Source organism: Streptococcus sp. SM5, assembly GCF_027497975.1.
In genome coordinates this window covers 26,830-43,423 of record NZ_JAJNSC010000028.1, presented here as the reverse complement: position 1 = coordinate 43,423, position 16,594 = coordinate 26,830, and the positions used below count along the sequence as shown (strand labels likewise).

General features: G+C 38.5%; 12 protein-coding genes. 10 read left to right on the top strand and 2 right to left on the bottom strand.

What is annotated here, in order from left to right; genetic code table 11:
* Positions 1-538 precede the first annotated feature (538 nt).
* The 7 genes from PAN07_RS15430 to PAN07_RS15400 all read left to right on the top strand — a co-directional run bounded on the left by PAN07_RS15430 (position 539) and on the right by PAN07_RS15400 (position 7,097).
* Positions 539-1,450 carry a DUF6287 domain-containing protein gene (locus tag PAN07_RS15430; protein ID WP_269798281.1) on the top strand — a complete coding sequence of 304 codons (912 nt, stop codon included), beginning with the start codon at positions 539-541 and terminating at the stop codon, positions 1,448-1,450.
* Positions 1,451-1,660: 210 nt separating this feature from the next.
* Positions 1,661-2,347 (top strand): XRE family transcriptional regulator, encoded by a 687-nt coding sequence (locus PAN07_RS15425; protein ID WP_269798280.1) that lies wholly within the window; start codon positions 1,661-1,663, stop codon positions 2,345-2,347.
* A 3-nt stretch (positions 2,348-2,350) separates the two neighbouring features.
* A complete protein-coding gene (locus tag PAN07_RS15420; protein WP_269798279.1) occupies positions 2,351-3,766 on the top strand; it encodes a Y-family DNA polymerase in 1,416 nt (471 codons plus the stop codon).
* Positions 3,763-4,125, top strand: a complete 363-nt coding sequence (locus tag PAN07_RS15415) for a hypothetical protein (RefSeq protein WP_269798278.1) — start codon at positions 3,763-3,765, stop codon at positions 4,123-4,125. Before PAN07_RS15420 ends, PAN07_RS15415 begins: the two co-directional genes overlap by 4 nt.
* Positions 4,118-4,408: a DUF5960 family protein gene (locus tag PAN07_RS15410; RefSeq protein WP_269798277.1), complete on the top strand. Its 291-nt coding sequence runs from the start codon at positions 4,118-4,120 to the stop codon at positions 4,406-4,408. Before PAN07_RS15415 ends, PAN07_RS15410 begins: the two co-directional genes overlap by 8 nt.
* A gap of 247 nt (positions 4,409-4,655) precedes the next feature.
* On the top strand, positions 4,656-6,464 hold the full coding sequence (gene glmS / locus PAN07_RS15405; RefSeq protein ID WP_269798276.1) for a glutamine--fructose-6-phosphate transaminase (isomerizing): 1,809 nt from the start codon (positions 4,656-4,658) through the stop codon (positions 6,462-6,464).
* A gap of 105 nt (positions 6,465-6,569) precedes the next feature.
* Positions 6,570-7,097, top strand: a complete 528-nt coding sequence (locus tag PAN07_RS15400) for a hypothetical protein (protein WP_269798275.1) — start codon at positions 6,570-6,572, stop codon at positions 7,095-7,097.
* 75 nt (positions 7,098-7,172) lie between these two features.
* Here the strand turns inward: PAN07_RS15400 and PAN07_RS15395 are convergent, their stop codons facing one another.
* Positions 7,173-8,645 (bottom strand): M protein trans-acting positive regulator PRD domain-containing protein, encoded by a 1,473-nt coding sequence (locus tag PAN07_RS15395; RefSeq protein WP_269798274.1) that lies wholly within the window; start codon positions 8,643-8,645, stop codon positions 7,173-7,175.
* 350 nt (positions 8,646-8,995) lie between these two features.
* Positions 8,996-10,480, bottom strand: coding sequence for a DUF1846 domain-containing protein (locus PAN07_RS15390; protein ID WP_269798273.1), 1,485 nt, complete (start codon positions 10,478-10,480; stop codon positions 8,996-8,998).
* Between the two features lie 150 nt (positions 10,481-10,630).
* Here PAN07_RS15390 and PAN07_RS15385 point away from each other — a divergent pair, with 150 nt between their 5' ends.
* The 3 genes from PAN07_RS15385 to PAN07_RS15375 all read left to right on the top strand — a co-directional run bounded on the left by PAN07_RS15385 (position 10,631) and on the right by PAN07_RS15375 (position 16,502).
* Entirely contained in the window at positions 10,631-12,241 is a 1,611-nt protein-coding gene (locus tag PAN07_RS15385; RefSeq protein WP_269798272.1) for an alpha-glucosidase, read from the top strand.
* Between the two features lie 163 nt (positions 12,242-12,404).
* Positions 12,405-14,372: a peptide ABC transporter substrate-binding protein gene (locus PAN07_RS15380; protein ID WP_269798271.1), complete on the top strand. Its 1,968-nt coding sequence runs from the start codon at positions 12,405-12,407 to the stop codon at positions 14,370-14,372.
* Between the two features lie 171 nt (positions 14,373-14,543).
* The gene (locus PAN07_RS15375; RefSeq protein ID WP_269798270.1) at positions 14,544-16,502 is read left to right on the top strand and encodes a peptide ABC transporter substrate-binding protein; all 1,959 of its coding nucleotides are present in this window, start codon (positions 14,544-14,546) and stop codon (positions 16,500-16,502) included.
* The last annotated feature ends 92 nt before the right edge of the window (positions 16,503-16,594 follow it).

The window sequence follows — 16,594 nt, the reverse complement described above, 5'->3', positions numbered from 1 at the left end:
GACAATGAACTGAATCGGTTTTTACGCCGTGTTTTTCTTGTATCTTCCTCTTTCTTACTTATAGCAGGTTGTTTTTGCTTGAATAAGAAATAAATTAGAAGTTCTATCATCTAAGAAAAATGATGAACAAAAAATCATTTAACTAATGGTGTGAACGTTTAGTGTTTATCAGCTCCATTCTCTGTAATTTTGGGGGTAAAATCCACACCATTCGGATAAAATTAGTTGAATTTGATTGGAAAAAAGCTTTTATAAAAGCGGAGAAAAGTCTTGATATTACGCTGTTTTTAGTCCAACTGAAATTCATACTTTCCAAACCAGGTCTTAAGAAAGCTCGTAAAGCATCACAATTTAGTAAACGTTAATTCGAAAGAATTACTATACTTACAAAGAGCACCTTTCGGGGTGTTCTTTTTAAATCCTTAATAGAGAGTTCACCCCCAAAAATCACACCAGTAGTCATTGTCTTATATAATTTGTTCCTAGTATCAGTTTAGTGTGTTATAATTAGGGTTAGAAGAATCGAAAGGAGTTATAAATGAAAATCGGAAAGATAATTAAAAGAATTGAAGATACTGTTTATATCGGTTATAATAATGGAAGTTTTCAAAAGTCTGCTATTGAAAATTGTGAATTCGAGCCCAAAATTGGTGATATTGTTCACATTTATGAGGACCTAGTTGTAAAACTTGAAGCTAAAAATGCTGCTTTTACTTATAAACCGAAGCATAAGATCATCAGCATTGAAGATGGGCTTGCTAGAATACAGCTGAATACAGGGGATGAGCTAACAATTCCAATTCGTGAGATGAATTTTCAGCCTAAATTGAATGAATTAGTTGAGATTTATCAGGATGATCAAGAAATCATTGTTCTGCAGTCGAAAGAAAAAGGCATCAACTGGCTGTTGCTTATGTTATGTTCCTTAATCCCTATAGCGCTGATAAGTTCTCTCTTCCTCTTTAATCATAAGAAACAAGATACAGAAGCAGTAAATGCTACAACAGAGCTGGTTTCTACTACTAGTACGACAGCAACTAGTACAATAACCACTAGTTCAACGACTACTCAAGATAGTGTTACGACTACGGAGGAAAAACCTTCGACACAAGAAGAGCAAACGAATGCTGAATCACAAAAAATAGATGAGCAAGCTATTCTAAATGGAGATTTCTCTACTCTAGTTGGAACTTGGAGAAATGGACTTGGGAAAGAGTTTACATTCGATAAAAATGGGCTAGTAGACAGTGGAAATATTGAAAAAGTGAGTATAGGTAACGATGGAAGTATTAATTTCAGTATTAGAGATGGTTTCTCAGGGTATGGAATGAGTGTTTATCCTGCTGGGACTACTATGAAGTGGGTTGATTCTGATTCAAGTAAAAACAGGCTTATTGCTGGTCAAGCTGCTCCAACAAGCTCAGAACAAGTTTTTTATAAAGTGGACTAAATGATTAACCATCTCATCAAATTTGAGATGGTTTTCTTCTTTATTTGTAAGTCATGATTATTTTATGAAGCTGAAGCAGGTAGGGTTTAAAGTGGAATTTTCCCACTAGACATTCGTCTACTTTTTTTATATAATAAAACTAAACCAAAATGGTTGAATTTTAAAAATAAAGTCAACCTGCAACGAAAGCATCAGACTAGGAGGTAAGTCATGTACCAACCAGAAAAACTTAAGGCTCGGAGAAAAGAGCTAAAACTAACACAAAAAGAGATTGCAGAGCGACTTGGGATTAGTTTTCAGGCTTATTCAGCTTGGGAACGTGGAGTCAAGGAGCCTTCTAAAGAGAAGGTTGCTCAACTAGAAGATCTTTTAAAAGTACCAAAAGGCAATTTTACCCAAATCGAAATTGTCCGTCTCTATAATAGCCTTTCCAATCAAGGGAAAGAGAAGGTGGTGGTCTATGCTCGCAACTTGGCTCAAGAAGAACAAGCCAAGAAGGTGACTGCTATTTCAGAAAAACTCTACGAGTATCATGTCTATGAACGCATGTCAGCTGGGATTGGTGCTTCGGTTTATGATGATCGAAACTTTGATACGGTTTACTTTAATGAAGAACTAGCCCACGACTTTGCTTCCTGGGTATCAGGAGATTCCATGGAACCTAAATATCAAAATGGTTCAGTGGCTCTGATTCGGGAGACCGGATTTGATTACGACGGTGCTGTCTATGCAGTGGTTTGCAATAACCAGACCTATATCAAACGGGTCTATCGAGAAGAAGATGGTCTGCGTTTGGTCTCCATCAATCCTAAATATAAGGATATTCACATTTCTTACGAAGAAGATCCTCGGATTGTGGGAATTATCGTAGGTAATTTTGTACCTATGGAGGGATAGCCTATGGGCTACTTTGATTATTCCAGAGAGCCCCAAAGTGATATTGCCTTTGTCGATATGAAGTCCTTTTATGCTAGTGTTGAGTGTGTAGAAAGAGGACTCCATCCCCTTAAAACCTCCCTTTGTGTTATGAGTCGGGCGGATAATTCTGTTGGGCTGATTCTTGCCTCCTCTCCTATGTTTAAAAAGGTTTTTGGGAAAGCAAATGTTGGTCGTGCCTATGACCTCCCCTTTGATATCAAGACGCGTAAATTTTCCTACTATAATGCCAAAAAACAAGCTTTACGGACAGACCCGGCCTATGTGAAATTTATCGAAGATTGGGCTCGGGTGACCGTGATTGTCCCTCCTAGGATGGATAAGTATATCGCAGTTAATATGGAAATCCAAGGAATCTTTCAGAACTATGGCAGTCCAGATGATATTTATCCTTATTCAATTGATGAAGGCTTTATTGACCTAACCAGTTCGCTTAATTATTTTGTCCCGGACCAGCAGATTTCTCGAAAAGATAAGCTAGATATGCTTTCGGCTCGTATTCAGAGGGATATTTGGCGACAGACAGGGATTTACTCGACGGTCGGTATGTCGAATGCCAATCCCCTGCTTGCTAAGTTGGCCTTGGATAATGAAGCCAAGCACACACCGACTATGCGAGCCAATTGGTCTTACCAGGACGTGGAAGATAAGGTCTGGTCCATTCCAAAGATGACCGACTTTTGGGGGATTGGTCATCGGATGGAGAAGCGCTTGAATAGCTTGGAAATCTATTCGATTAAGGAATTAGCCAATAGCAATCCTGATGTCCTGAAGAAGGAGCTTGGCCAAGCTGGACTTCGCTTGTGGTTCCATGCCAATGGGATTGACGAGAGTAATGTTCATAAACCCTATAAGCCAAAATCTCATGGCTTGGGCAATTCGCAAATTTTACCGAGAGACTATGTCAAGCAGCGAGATATCGAAATTATACTCCGAGAGATGGCGGAGCAGGTGGCTATCAGGATTCGAAGAGCTAGTAAAAAGGCGACAGTGGTATCTATTCATCTTGGTTTTTCTAAGCAGGAACAAAAACGTTCCATCCATACCCAGATGAAGATTGAGCCAACCAACAGCACTAGTCTTTTGGTCAGCTACGTGCTGAAATTATTCCATAGCAAATACACTTCTGGGGCCGTCAGAAGTGTTGCTGTCAATTATTCAGGATTTGTGGACGAATCCTTTGCTTTGATTTCTCTTTTTGATGATGTTGATAAAGTAGAAAAAGAAGAAAGGCTCCAGACTGCCATTGATTCGATTAGAGAGCAATTCGGCTTTACTTCTCTCTTGAAGGCGACTGCTTTAGAGGACGCATCGAGAAGTATTGCCAGAAGTAAGCTGATCGGAGGGCACTCTGCTGGAGGATTAGATGGACTAAAATGATTGATCGTTCTTATTTGCCCTTTCAATCCGCGAGGGATTATCAGGATCCGGGCATGCAGAAGTGGATGGGCTTTTTTCTATCGGAGCATACCAGTTCACTCAGTGCAGAAAAAAATCGTGTGGATTTATCAACAGATTTGAATCCAGTCGAGAAGTTGTTGCTGCTTTCCCAGCTCTACGTTGGACGACTAAAAGGCTCTTTTATGGTCAAGGAGAAAAATCATAAAAGCACGATATTGGGTGAAGTAAGAGAATTATCTCCTCAAGAAGTCTCTGTTAAAACGAATGAGGGCTATAGACTGCTAAGAGTAGATGATATTCTCACAATCCAACTTTGTCAGGAGGAAGTTGATGACTAGAAAAGAGTTATATGAAAACAAATTGCAGATGGACTATTTCTCAGATGACTATATTCGTTTCGAGGAAGATTTTCAAAAATACTCTGCCATGAATGTGCCTCTGACTTTTCTGATTGACGACATTCTACGCACCATGGCCATTAACCAAAAGGACTACTTTGTCTTAAACAAGGAAAATGCCAAAGATGGTAGGAAACATCGGTTTTATTTTAGAGTGAAGATGGAAAAAGATTGTCCAGGTACTCGAACCTATACCTATCTTGGGTTGGGGCGAAATCATTAGTAAAAATTCTTATCTTAGATATATTTGTTGCAATGATAACACTGCAAACAACTATAATTTCCAGCCGTTCAAGAGCTGTTTCTTGAATGGTTTTTTGTTTGCTGTTTAAAACCAATTGAGCTATACCAATTTTTATTCTTGACAAGATAAAGAAACAAGTATATACTGTTTTTGCTGATTCTGTAAAGCAAGAATTAGACTATACCAATTTAAGGAGAAAACACAGTTTATCTGTGTCGTATATACTATGTGTGGAATTGTTGGTGTTGTTGGAAACACAAATGCAACTGATATTTTGATTCAAGGGCTTGAAAAGCTCGAATACCGTGGTTATGATTCTGCGGGAATTTTTGTCCTAGGTGGTGATGAAAACCATTTAGTTAAGGCTGTTGGTCGTATTGCAGAATTATCTGCTAAGACAGCTGGTGTTGAGGGAACAACTGGTATTGGACATACGCGTTGGGCGACTCACGGGAAACCAACGGAAGACAATGCTCACCCACACCGCTCTGAGACAGGACGTTTTGTCTTGGTGCACAATGGGGTGATTGAAAACTATCTCGAAATCAAAGAAGAATACCTTGCAGGTCACCACTTCAAGGGACAAACGGATACTGAAATCGCCGTTCACTTAATTGGGAAATTTGCGGAAGAAGATGGCTTGTCAGTACTTGAAGCCTTCAAAAAAGCCCTTCACATCATCCGTGGATCTTATGCCTTTGCCTTGATCGACTCTGAAAATCCAGATGTTATCTACGTGGCGAAAAACAAATCACCGCTTTTGATTGGTCTTGGTGAAGGCTACAACATGGTCTGCTCAGATGCCATGGCCATGATTCGTGAAACTAACCAATACATGGAAATCCATGATCAAGAATTGGTGATTGTGAAGGCTGATAGCGTCGAAGTGCAAGACTATGATGGTAACAGCCGTGAGCGTGCTAGCTATACTGCCGAGCTTGACTTGTCAGATATCGGTAAGGGGACTTACCCTTACTACATGCTCAAGGAAATTGATGAGCAACCAACAGTTATGCGTAAGCTCATCCAAGCCTACACAGATGAGGCTGGTCAAGTTGTCGTAGATCCAGCTATCATCAAGGCTGTTCAAGACGCTGACCGTATCTACATTCTTGCAGCTGGAACATCTTACCACGCAGGATTTGCTTCTAAGAAGATGCTAGAAGAATTGACAGATACGCCTGTTGAACTTGGTATCTCCTCTGAGTGGGGCTACGGCATGCCACTTCTCAGCAAGAAACCACTCTTTATCTTTATCAGCCAATCTGGTGAAACAGCTGATAGCCGTCAAGTTTTGGTTAAGGCTAATGAAATGGGAATTCCAAGCTTGACAGTGACAAACGTGCCAGGATCAACCCTTTCACGTGAAGCCAACCATACTATGTTGCTTCACGCAGGTCCTGAAATTGCCGTAGCATCAACTAAGGCTTATACAGCACAAATCGCAACCCTTGCCTTTCTTGCAAAAGCAGTTGGTGAAGCAAATGGCAATGAAAAAGCCAAAGCTTTCGATTTGGTTCACGAGTTGTCTATCGTGGCTCAGTCTATCGAATCAACCCTTTCAGAAAAAGAATTGATTGATGCTAAAGTTCGTGACCTTCTTGAAACAACACGCAATGCCTTTTACATCGGACGTGGTCAAGATTACTATGTAGCCATGGAAGCCAGTCTCAAGCTCAAAGAGATTTCTTACATCCAGTGTGAAGGTTTTGCGGCTGGAGAGCTCAAGCACGGAACCATTGCCTTGATTGAAGATGGAACACCTGTTTTGGCCCTCTTGTCAGACCCAGTCCTTGCCAACCACACTCGTGGGAATGTACAAGAAGTGGCAGCTCGTGGCGCTAAGGTCCTTACTATTGCAGAAGAAAATGTTGCCAAAGAGACAGACGACATCGTTCTTACGACCGTCCACCCTTACCTCTCACCAATCTCAATGGTCGTACCAACGCAATTGATTGCTTACTTTGCAACCCTACACCGTGGACTCGATGTGGACAAACCACGTAACCTTGCCAAGTCAGTAACGGTAGAATAAGGGAAATCCTGCTGTTACTTTTCAATTTTTCTTGTCATCCTATAAAAATCTTGTTATACTATTGAAAAGTAGTAAATAGTGAAGTATAAGGAGATTGAAGCCTAAATGAAAAAAGGGAAAATTTCAACTATCATAGGACTCTTGTTTGCAAGTTCGTTTTTGATTCGGACTGTCATTATTCATCAAATGAGAGCTTCAAAGAAACAAGATAGTGAAAAGATTGCTGCAGTTCAAAAATTTATCAAATCTCAAGAACAGGCAGAGTCAGAAAAACAAAAAAATACTTTTAAAAGTATTCTTGGAAATGGATCAGAAACTTCTGAACCCAGACCTAGCTACGACAAAACTATATTTGTGAATCAACAATATGATATTGGTGTTCGAGACGGAGCCTATTATCTACTGACACTCAGTAGCAACAAAGAACTCTTGCTAGAAGGGGTCGATGATGCCTATGCCCTAGCAGTTAGAAATGAAGATAAAAACAAACAAGAAGTTGCCATGGTTGTTCATAAAGATGGAGCTTGGCATATTATAAATGGTGAAGGGGAAGTCACAACAACCCTTGATCGTCAATATATAACAGCTCATACTAAGCTTGTGATTAAGGGCCAAACACTTGATTTTGAATAATGTGACTACTGCGTGATTTTATAGAAATACATAGATTTCAAAAACCTCCTAGATTTTTCTAGGAGGTTTTTATAACTATAAATCTTGGATTGAGATTTTATTTAGTTCATTTACAACTTGCAAAATAGACATTCTGCTGATATTCATAATATTTGGGTGGACTAAGCCCTTGAGATCAAAATTAGTGATGATGGCATCATAGTTCATCTCTTTTATTTCGTTGAGATTTAAGGAAGGTTTGTCCCAAGTTTCATATTGAATGTTATTAGAAGTATGGAACTGGTATAGAGAAATCAGGAAGTGGGGGTGAGCGAAGTCGTATTCACTTAAAACTAAAACCCTAACCTTCTTTTTTGCCTCAAATAACTGGTCGATAATGCCTTCAGCGTGAGTGAAGAAAGTATATACTAGGTGTACAACGTTTCGAGATTTTTCCTTCTGACCAATGCTGGTTTTATATCTCATCATTTCTATCACGGTTGCTTCGTAGAATTTAGGGAAAATCTTTTTAATTTTGCTCAGGGTATAAGATTTATTACGACTGATAATCGATTCGGAATTGATTTCTTTGCGTTCTAAAAGAGCAGTGTTATGCAAATTCCAGATAAGCGCATCTGTATTTGAGAATTGAACTCCAAATTTGCGGGTGAGATTATCTAGTATATCTCGAGCGGCGTGGTAGGAATGGTCCACTTGCTCGCAGAGGGGACGAGCTGCCAAAAAGTCATCGATTGTGAAGAAAAGAGAAAGCTCAGCAAAAGGACTAAAAATCTGGTCAAGATTTTTAGGTGTTAATTCAACTCCTATCTTTTGTGAGAAAACTTGTAACTGATGCTCAAACTTAGGTAATTGATCATAGAGAGGGAACTTGCAAGAGCATTCAGTGGATAACTGAACGTAGTTTCCTGTATTGATTCGATGAATGTTAATAGCTGCTTGAGTTTTAATTTGGTATAGATTTTGATATTTTGCAGGGAATTTTGCCAACTTAAGAAAGAAAGAAACAAAATTTTCCACATCTTCTTCTTGGACATGGGAAAAAGGCCAGTCTAAAAAACCATAAGCTTCATGAAAGTATTGGGAGAAGAAGAAGCGGATATCCTTTTCATCTCCAATGATAGAAATTGGTGTAACTTTTAACTTGAAATTGTAATTTCCATTAAGGATCTTGTTAATTTCAGCAACTTTTTTCCGAAGTGCGGGAAGAGATACATCTAAAGATTCAGCAAGATGTTCATAAGTAAACGGAGCATCTAATAGGAAGAAAGCTTTTAAGACTTTAAAAAAATCAGAGGTCTGCAAAAAATATTGGTAGATTTTCTCAATACCAATATTTTGTACATTTACCATCATAATTCCAGCGGTAGAGTGTTTGATGCTAAAATCAGGAAGTATATCCCGTAATTCCTTGATGTCACTTTTAATAATTCTGGGATTATTGCCAATGATTTTAGATAAATCATCAAGATAGATCCAATCTGAATTTTCAAATAAATACTCTAAAATCTTTAATTGTCTTTGTTCTTTTTGAGTGAGTAATTCTCTCATGAATAATAAACTCCTGCGGTAAATTATTATCTACTTATAAAGAAATTGCAATTTCTTACAATTATATCACTAGAATATTAAAAAACAATGAAATTTAATATAAATTTTGTAAAAATTGGCAAAATAAATAGCGATTTATAAAAATAAAGTCTTTATAAGACCGAAAATCTCTAAATAATTAAGAAAATAGATAAAATAATCCGCTTTCTTTTTCAGTTTTTGATAATACATGTTTGTAAAAAACATAGAGAATGATTTTCTATCCCTTGAATAAGAAATAACCCCTCAAGAAGTTATAGGGAAGAAGCAACTTCTTGGGGGGAATTACATATAAGTATGATATTTAAAACTTATTTTCGATACAAGCGATCGTATTGATAGTAAGGATCAAAAGTTACGTTGATTCCAAGTTTGCGAAGGACGTTTTTGTCTTCATCTGTTAAGATAATGGTTGAGTGAGCTTCGCTTCCTTTGAGATTTCCTAATTCTTTCATGGCGCGATCTGCATCTGGATTTTCCATAGCTGTAATGGCAAGTGCGATAAGAATTTCATTTGAATGTAGACGAGGATTTCGACTGCCTAAGTGATTGATTTTTAAGCCTTGAATTGGTTTGACCACTTCTGGTTCAATCAATTTAGTTTCTTTATCAATATTGGCTAATTTCTTAATAGCATTAATCAAGACAGCAGCGGTTGGTCCAAAGAGTTCAGAGTTTTTACCTGTAACAATCTCTCCTGATGGTAGTTCAAGTGCCAGTGCTGAACCACCTGTTTCCTCTGCCTTTTGGCGAGCAACAACAGCAACTGTACGATCAGCTGGTGTAATTCCCAGGTCATTCATAAGAAGTTGAATCTTCTTAACCGCGGTCTCTCCGACCTTTTCAGCCTTGAAGTCGAGGACTGTCTGGTAGTAGCGACGGATAATTTCTTGTTTGGATGCTTCGATAGCCGCATCGTTATCAATGATAGCAAAACCAACCATATTAACACCCATGTCCGTTGGAGATGCATAAGGAGATTCACCCAAGATACGTTCAAGCATGCGCTTAAGGACAGGGAAAATCTCAATATCACGGTTATAGTTGACTGTAGTTTCTCCATAAGTTTGGAGATGGAATGGGTCAATCATATTGACATCGTCAAGATCTGCAGTAGCAGCTTCATAGGCTAAGTTAACCGGATGATGGAGAGGTAGATTCCAAACTGGGAAGGTTTCAAATTTAGCATAACCAGACTTGATGCCATTAAGTTGGTCGTGGTACATGTTAGACATACAAGTTGCCAACTTCCCTGAACCAGGTCCAGGAGCTGTCACGACAATCAAGTTACGACTAGTTTTGATATAGTCGTTTTTCCCCATACCTTCAGGTGAGATGATGTGATCCATATCTGTTGGATACCCCTTGATTGGATAGTGTAGATAGGAATCAATACCATGCTTCTCTAATTGATTACGGAAGGTATCTGCAGCAGGTTGACCGGCGTATTGTGTGATAACGACAGAGCCAACAAAGATACCCAATTCGTTAAATTTATCAATCAAACGGAGCACTTCTTGGTCGTAAGAAATACCCAAGTCACCACGAGCCTTTGAGTGCTCGATATTGCTAGCGTTAATGGCAATAACAACCTCGACTTGTTCTTTCAACTCTTGCAAGAGTTTGATTTTGTTATCTGGCTCATATCCAGGAAGGACGCGGGCAGCGTGGAAATCTTCCAACATCTTACCGCCAAACTCTAGATAGAGCTTACCATCAAATTGATTGATACGCTCCAAAATATGGTCGCGTTGTAAGTTTAAATATTGTTCAGAACTAAAAGCTTGTTTTTTCATTTTTTTACCTCTGAACTCTATTATATAAAAAAAAGAGAAGATAAGAAACTGAGGAGTGACGAAATAAGAAAAAATATTGGGTAAACGTTTGCATAAAATGAGAAAAAAGTCTATTATGGAATATAGAATATTATAAAAAGAGGTAGAGATATGAAAGAGAAATGGTGGCATAATGCGGTCGTTTATCAAGTCTATCCAAAAAGTTTCAAGGATAGTAATGGGGATGGAATCGGAGATTTAAAAGGGATTACCAGTAAACTAGACTATCTTGCTAAGCTTGGAATCACAGCTATATGGCTTTCGCCTGTCTATGATAGTCCTATGGATGATAATGGTTACGATATTTCAAATTATCAAGATATTGCTGCTATATTTGGCACTATGGAAGACATGGATGAATTGATAGCTGAGGGGAAAAAGAGAGATATTCGAATCATCATGGATTTGGTGGTCAACCATACCTCAGACGAGCATGCTTGGTTTATTGAAGCGCGTGACAATCCCCAAAGTCCAGAGCGAGACTACTATATTTGGAGAGATAAACCCAATGATTTAACCTCTACTTTTAGTGGTTCGGCGTGGGAATATGATGAAAAGTCTGGTCAGTACTATCTACACTTTTTCAGTAAGAAACAACCGGACCTCAACTGGGAAAACGAAGAGCTTCGTCATAAAATCTATCAAATGATTAATTTCTGGATTGACAAGGGTATCGGTGGATTCCGTTTGGATGTGATCGATATGATTGGCAAGATTCCAGATGAGAAGGTCGTCAGCAACGGTCCCATGCTCCATCCCTATATTAAGGAGATGAACAAGGCAACCTTTGGTGACAAAGATTTGTTGACTGTTGGTGAAGCTTGGGGAGCAAACCCAGAAGAGGCTAAGCGTTATTCGAATCCAAAAGGTCAAGAGTTGTCTATGGTCTTCCAATTTGAACATATTTGTCTTCAGTATCAGGAAGGGCAACCTAAGTGGCACTACCAAAAAGATTTGGATGTCTCTAAGTTGAAGACCATTTTTAATAAGTGGCAAACTGAGCTCGGAGTAGAGGATGGTTGGAATTCCCTGTTTTGGAATAACCATGATCTTCCACGCATTGTTTCCATTTGGGGGGATGAGGAGAAATACCGTGAGAAATCAGCCAAAGCATTTGCGATTTTACTGCATTTAATGAGAGGAACTCCCTATATTTATCAAGGTGAAGAAATCGGTATGACTAACTTTCCGTTTGAAAGCTTGGAGCAAGTAGAAGACATTGAGTCAGTCAATTACGCCAAAGAAGCACTTGAACAGGGTGTGCCGTTAGAGCAAATTATGGATAGTATCCGAGTAGTGGGTAGAGATAATGCTCGTACTCCAATGCAGTGGGATAATACTGCTTATGCTGGATTTTCAAGTGCGAAACCTTGGCTATCTGTAAACCCAAGTTATGACAGTATTAATGTTGAGTCTGCTCTAGATGACCCTAACTCAATCTTTTATACCTATCAAAAACTAGTCCAGATTCGCAAGGAAAACAGCTGGTTGGTTCATGCAGATTTTGAATTACTAGAGACAGCTGAAAAGGTCTTTGCTTATATCCGCAAGGATGGTAAGCGTCGTTTCCTAGTAGTGGTTAACCTTTCTAGTCAAGAACAAGAATTTCACTTGGATGCAGTCCTTAAGTCAGTCTTAATCGCTAATACCGATGTTCGAGATAAACTCGAACAACTAACACTATCTCCTTGGGATGCATTCTGTGTCGAATTAATTGATTAAATGGAAAATCTCAAGTATCTTTAGGTGCTTGAGATTTTTTGTATCAAAGGAAAAAACCATAAAGAAGATTTGTTTGAATTTTCTAAAAAATCGCATGAAAACCCTTGCTTTTATAAAAAAATAGGGTATAATGGTGAAAATAACTATTTAAAGGAGAATACCAATGAAATCGAAAAAGTGGCTAGCAATAGCAGGGATTACGATGAGTGCAGCACTACTTTTAGCAGCTTGTGGGAAGACTGAGAAAAAAGCAGAAGCTCCGACAACATTCTCGTATGTATACGCTATCGACCCTTCATCCTTGGACTATAGTATTACTAGTAAAAGTTCAACATCTGACGTTATCGCAAACGTTGTAGATGGTCTTTTGGAAAATGACAAGTACGGAAATTTGATTCCATCTCTAGCTGAGGATTGGTCAGTTTCACAGGACGGTTTGACATACACTTACAAACTTCGTAAGGGTGTTAAATGGTATACTTCTGAAGGTGAAGAGTATGCAGAAGTTAAGGCTCAGGATTTTGTAACTGGTTTGAAACATGCAGCTGACGGTAAATCGGATGGTTTAACTCTTATCCAAGATTCTATTAAAGGATTGGCAGAATATGTCAGTGGTGAGAGCAACGACTTCTCAACAGTAGGAATCAAGGCAGTTGACGATTATACTGTTCAATATACCTTGAATCAACCTGAAAGCTTTTGGAATTCTAAGGTAACAACTGCACCAATGCTTCCTGTTAATGAAGAATTCCTCAATTCTCAAGGTAAAGATTACGGAACACCAACACCTTCATCTATCCTCTATAATGGGCCATATATCTTGAAGAATCTAACGTCAAAATCCGTTATTGAATACGAAAAGAATCCAAATTATTGGGATAAGGACAATGTTAAAATCGATAACATTAAGTTGACTTTCTATGATGGTTCTGACCAAGAGTCATTGATTCGTAGTTTTACAGCAGGCTCGTTCACAACAGCTCGCCTCTTCCCGACTTCTTCAAATTTTGAATCAACCAAGCAAGAATACGGTGATAAAATTGTCTACAGCCCGCAAGAAGCGACCAGCTATTACCTTACATTTAACGTAAACCGTCAATCTTACAACAAGACAGCTAAGACTGATGATGCTCAAAAAACATCAACAAGAGAAGCTCTTCTTAACAAGAACTTCCGTCAAGCCATCAATTTCGCGCTTGACCGTCATTCTTATGCAGCGCAGTTAAATGGCGAGGAAGGGGCAGATAAGATTATCCGTAATAGCCTTGTGCCTTTTGACTATGTTCAAGTTGGTGAAAAAACCTTTGGAGAACTAGCTCAGGAACAACTGGTTACATACGGAGACCAGTGGAAAGATGTAGCTTTGACAGATGGTAAAGACACTCTTTACAATCCAACAAAAGCAAAAGCAGCCTTTGAAAAAGCCAAGTCAGAATTGCAAGCTAAGGGCGTAACCTTCCCAATCCATTTAGATATTCCAGTTGAACAGACAGATGTGATTGCTGTGCAACAGACAAACTCACTCAAACAATCTATCGAATCAGCGCTTGGTACTGAAAATGTCGTTATCGATGTGCTTCAAATGACTGATAATGAAAAAATGAGTATTACATCTCAAGCTAAGGTTCCTTCTCAAAAAGACTATGACTTGAATGGTACTGGATGGGGACCAGACTATCAAGATCCAGCTACCTATCTAAATATCCTGGATGCTAAGAAGGGTTCTGCCCTTAAACACTTGGGTATCACAAAAGGAAAAGATCCAGAAGTCATGGCTCAAGTTGGACTTGATGAGTACAAGAAACTCTTGGATGATGCAGCATCTGAAACAACAGACCTTAACAAACGCTATGAAAAATATGCTAAAGCACAAGCTTGGGTATCTGATAGCTCACTCCTTATTCCTGTTGCTTCTTCAGGTGGTTCTCCGACTGTGAGTCGTACAGTGCCATTTACAAAAGCCTACTCTCAAGTCGGAATTAAGGGTGATCCATTTGTATTCAAAGGTTTGGAATTGCAAAATGATATTGTAACCACTAAAGAATACGAAGAAGCCTTCAAGAAATGGCAAAAAGAGAAAATTGAAACAAATGCTAAATACCAAAAAGAGTTAGCGAACCACATTAAATAGCCTTCATAAAATATATCTTGACAAAGAATTCCTAATACATTAGGAGTTCTTTGTTTTTATATAAGAATAATTGCTTGTAATGTCAAAAAATTATATAACTTTACTTTTTAGCCAAAATTTGATAAAATAGTTACATGTCATAAAACCTAACATAAAAGGAGAAGATGAATCATGAGACTTAAAAAACGCTTATTGGGAGCGGGTTTGACTCTTGCTACTACTGTATTGCTGGCAGCATGTGGTCAGTCTGCATCGGACGATAAGACCTACTCATCTACATTTGGTGCTGATCCAACTACTTTTAACTATCTTTTGGATTATGCTGGTGACAATACCAATGTTATCACCAACTTAGTTGATGGTCTTTTGGAAAATGACAACTATGGGAATCTTGTTCCTGCCCTTGCAGAAGATTGGAGTGTCTCTAAGGATGGTCTAACCTATACTTATAAACTTCGCCAAGATGCTAAGTGGTTCACTGCTGATGGGGAGGAATATGCGCCTATCAAAGCTCAGGACTTTGTGACGGGTGTTAAATATGCTGCTGATAATAAGAGTCAAGCGCTAGATTTGATTCAAAACTCAATCAAAGGTTTGGATGATTATGTGACAGGAGCAAACTCAGACTTTTCAAATGTTGGTGTTAAAGCCTTAGATGACCATACTGTCCAATACACCTTGACACGTCCTGAATCTTTCTGGAATTCTAAGACAACTAACAGTATCTTGTTCCCAGTCAATGAAGAGTTCTTGACTTCTAAAGACAAAGAATTTGGAGAACTAAAACCAGACAGTATTCTCTATAGTGGTCCTTATTTGTTAAAAGAATTTACATCTAAGTCATCACTTGAGTATACGAAAAACCCTCATTACTATGATCAAGAAAAAGTGACGATTGAAAGAGTTAAGTTGGCTTATGTTGATGGTTCTGACCAAGACATGACGATTCGTAACTTTGAAAGTGGAGCTTATTCGTCTGCAGGTGTTTATCCAAATAGTTCAAATTTCGCCAAGATTAAGGAGAAATACAAGGATAATATCGTCTATAGCTTGCAAGGTGCAACTTCTTGGTATTATAACTTCAACGTAAATCGTCAAGCCTATAACCATACAGCCAAGACCAGCGATGAACAGAAACAAGCTACAAAAACTGCAATTTTAAATAAAAATTTCCGTCAAGCTATTAACTTCGCCCTTGATCGTACAGCCTACTCAGCTCAGTCTAATGGAGAAGAAGCTGCTAAAAACACTCTTCGTAACACACTTGTACCACCTACTTTTGTGCAAGTAGGAGATAAAACTTTTGGTGAAACAGTTGCCTCTAAATTAGTGAATTACGGCACAGAATGGACTAATATGAATCTCGAAGATGCCCAAGATGGCTACTTCAACAAAGAAAAAGCGCAAGCTCAATTTGCAGAAGCTAAAAAAGAACTAGAGGCTCAAGGTGTAACCTTCCCGATTCATTTAGATTTACCAGTGGATCAGATCAATAAAACTCTTCTTCCTAAGATTTATTCACTTAAACAGTCTATCGAATCCACTCTTGGAGAGGAAAATGTAGTGATTGATGTAGTTTTAGTTTCAACTGAAGACTATGCCAATGCGACTTTCCAAGCACCAACGCCAGCTGATCATGACTATGATTTGAACTTGGATGGATGGTCAGCGGACTACCAAGATCCATCAACTTACCTCAATCCTTTTAACGCAGAAGATGGTTTCTATCTTAAGATTTTAGGGCTTGATCCAAGTAAGGATGCTGACAAGATTACAAGTCTTGGAATGGATCAATATACTCAGAAATTGAAAGCGGCGGATGCAGAAAGTTCAGATGTTGCAAAACGTTATGAAAATTATGCAGATGCACAAGCTTGGTTGATTGATAGTTCGCTTCTTATTCCTGTGAATTCAGATGGTGGCGTAGCTTCGGTGACCCGTGTAACGCCATTTACACGAGCATATTCACTTGTTGGAATCAAAGGGACTGGAAGCAACTACAAATACATGAGACTGCAGAAAGATGTGGTTACTATTGCCCAATTTGACGAAGCCAAAGCCAAATGGGAACAAGAACGCAAAAATTCAGTCGAAAAGAATCAAAAAGAGCTTGAAAATCACGTCAAATAATTATAAAAGAGTTTCTCTTGGAGAAGCTCTTTTATTTGTGATAAGGCGATAAAATATTTATTATAAATTAAAACGTTATCAAGTTATATGTT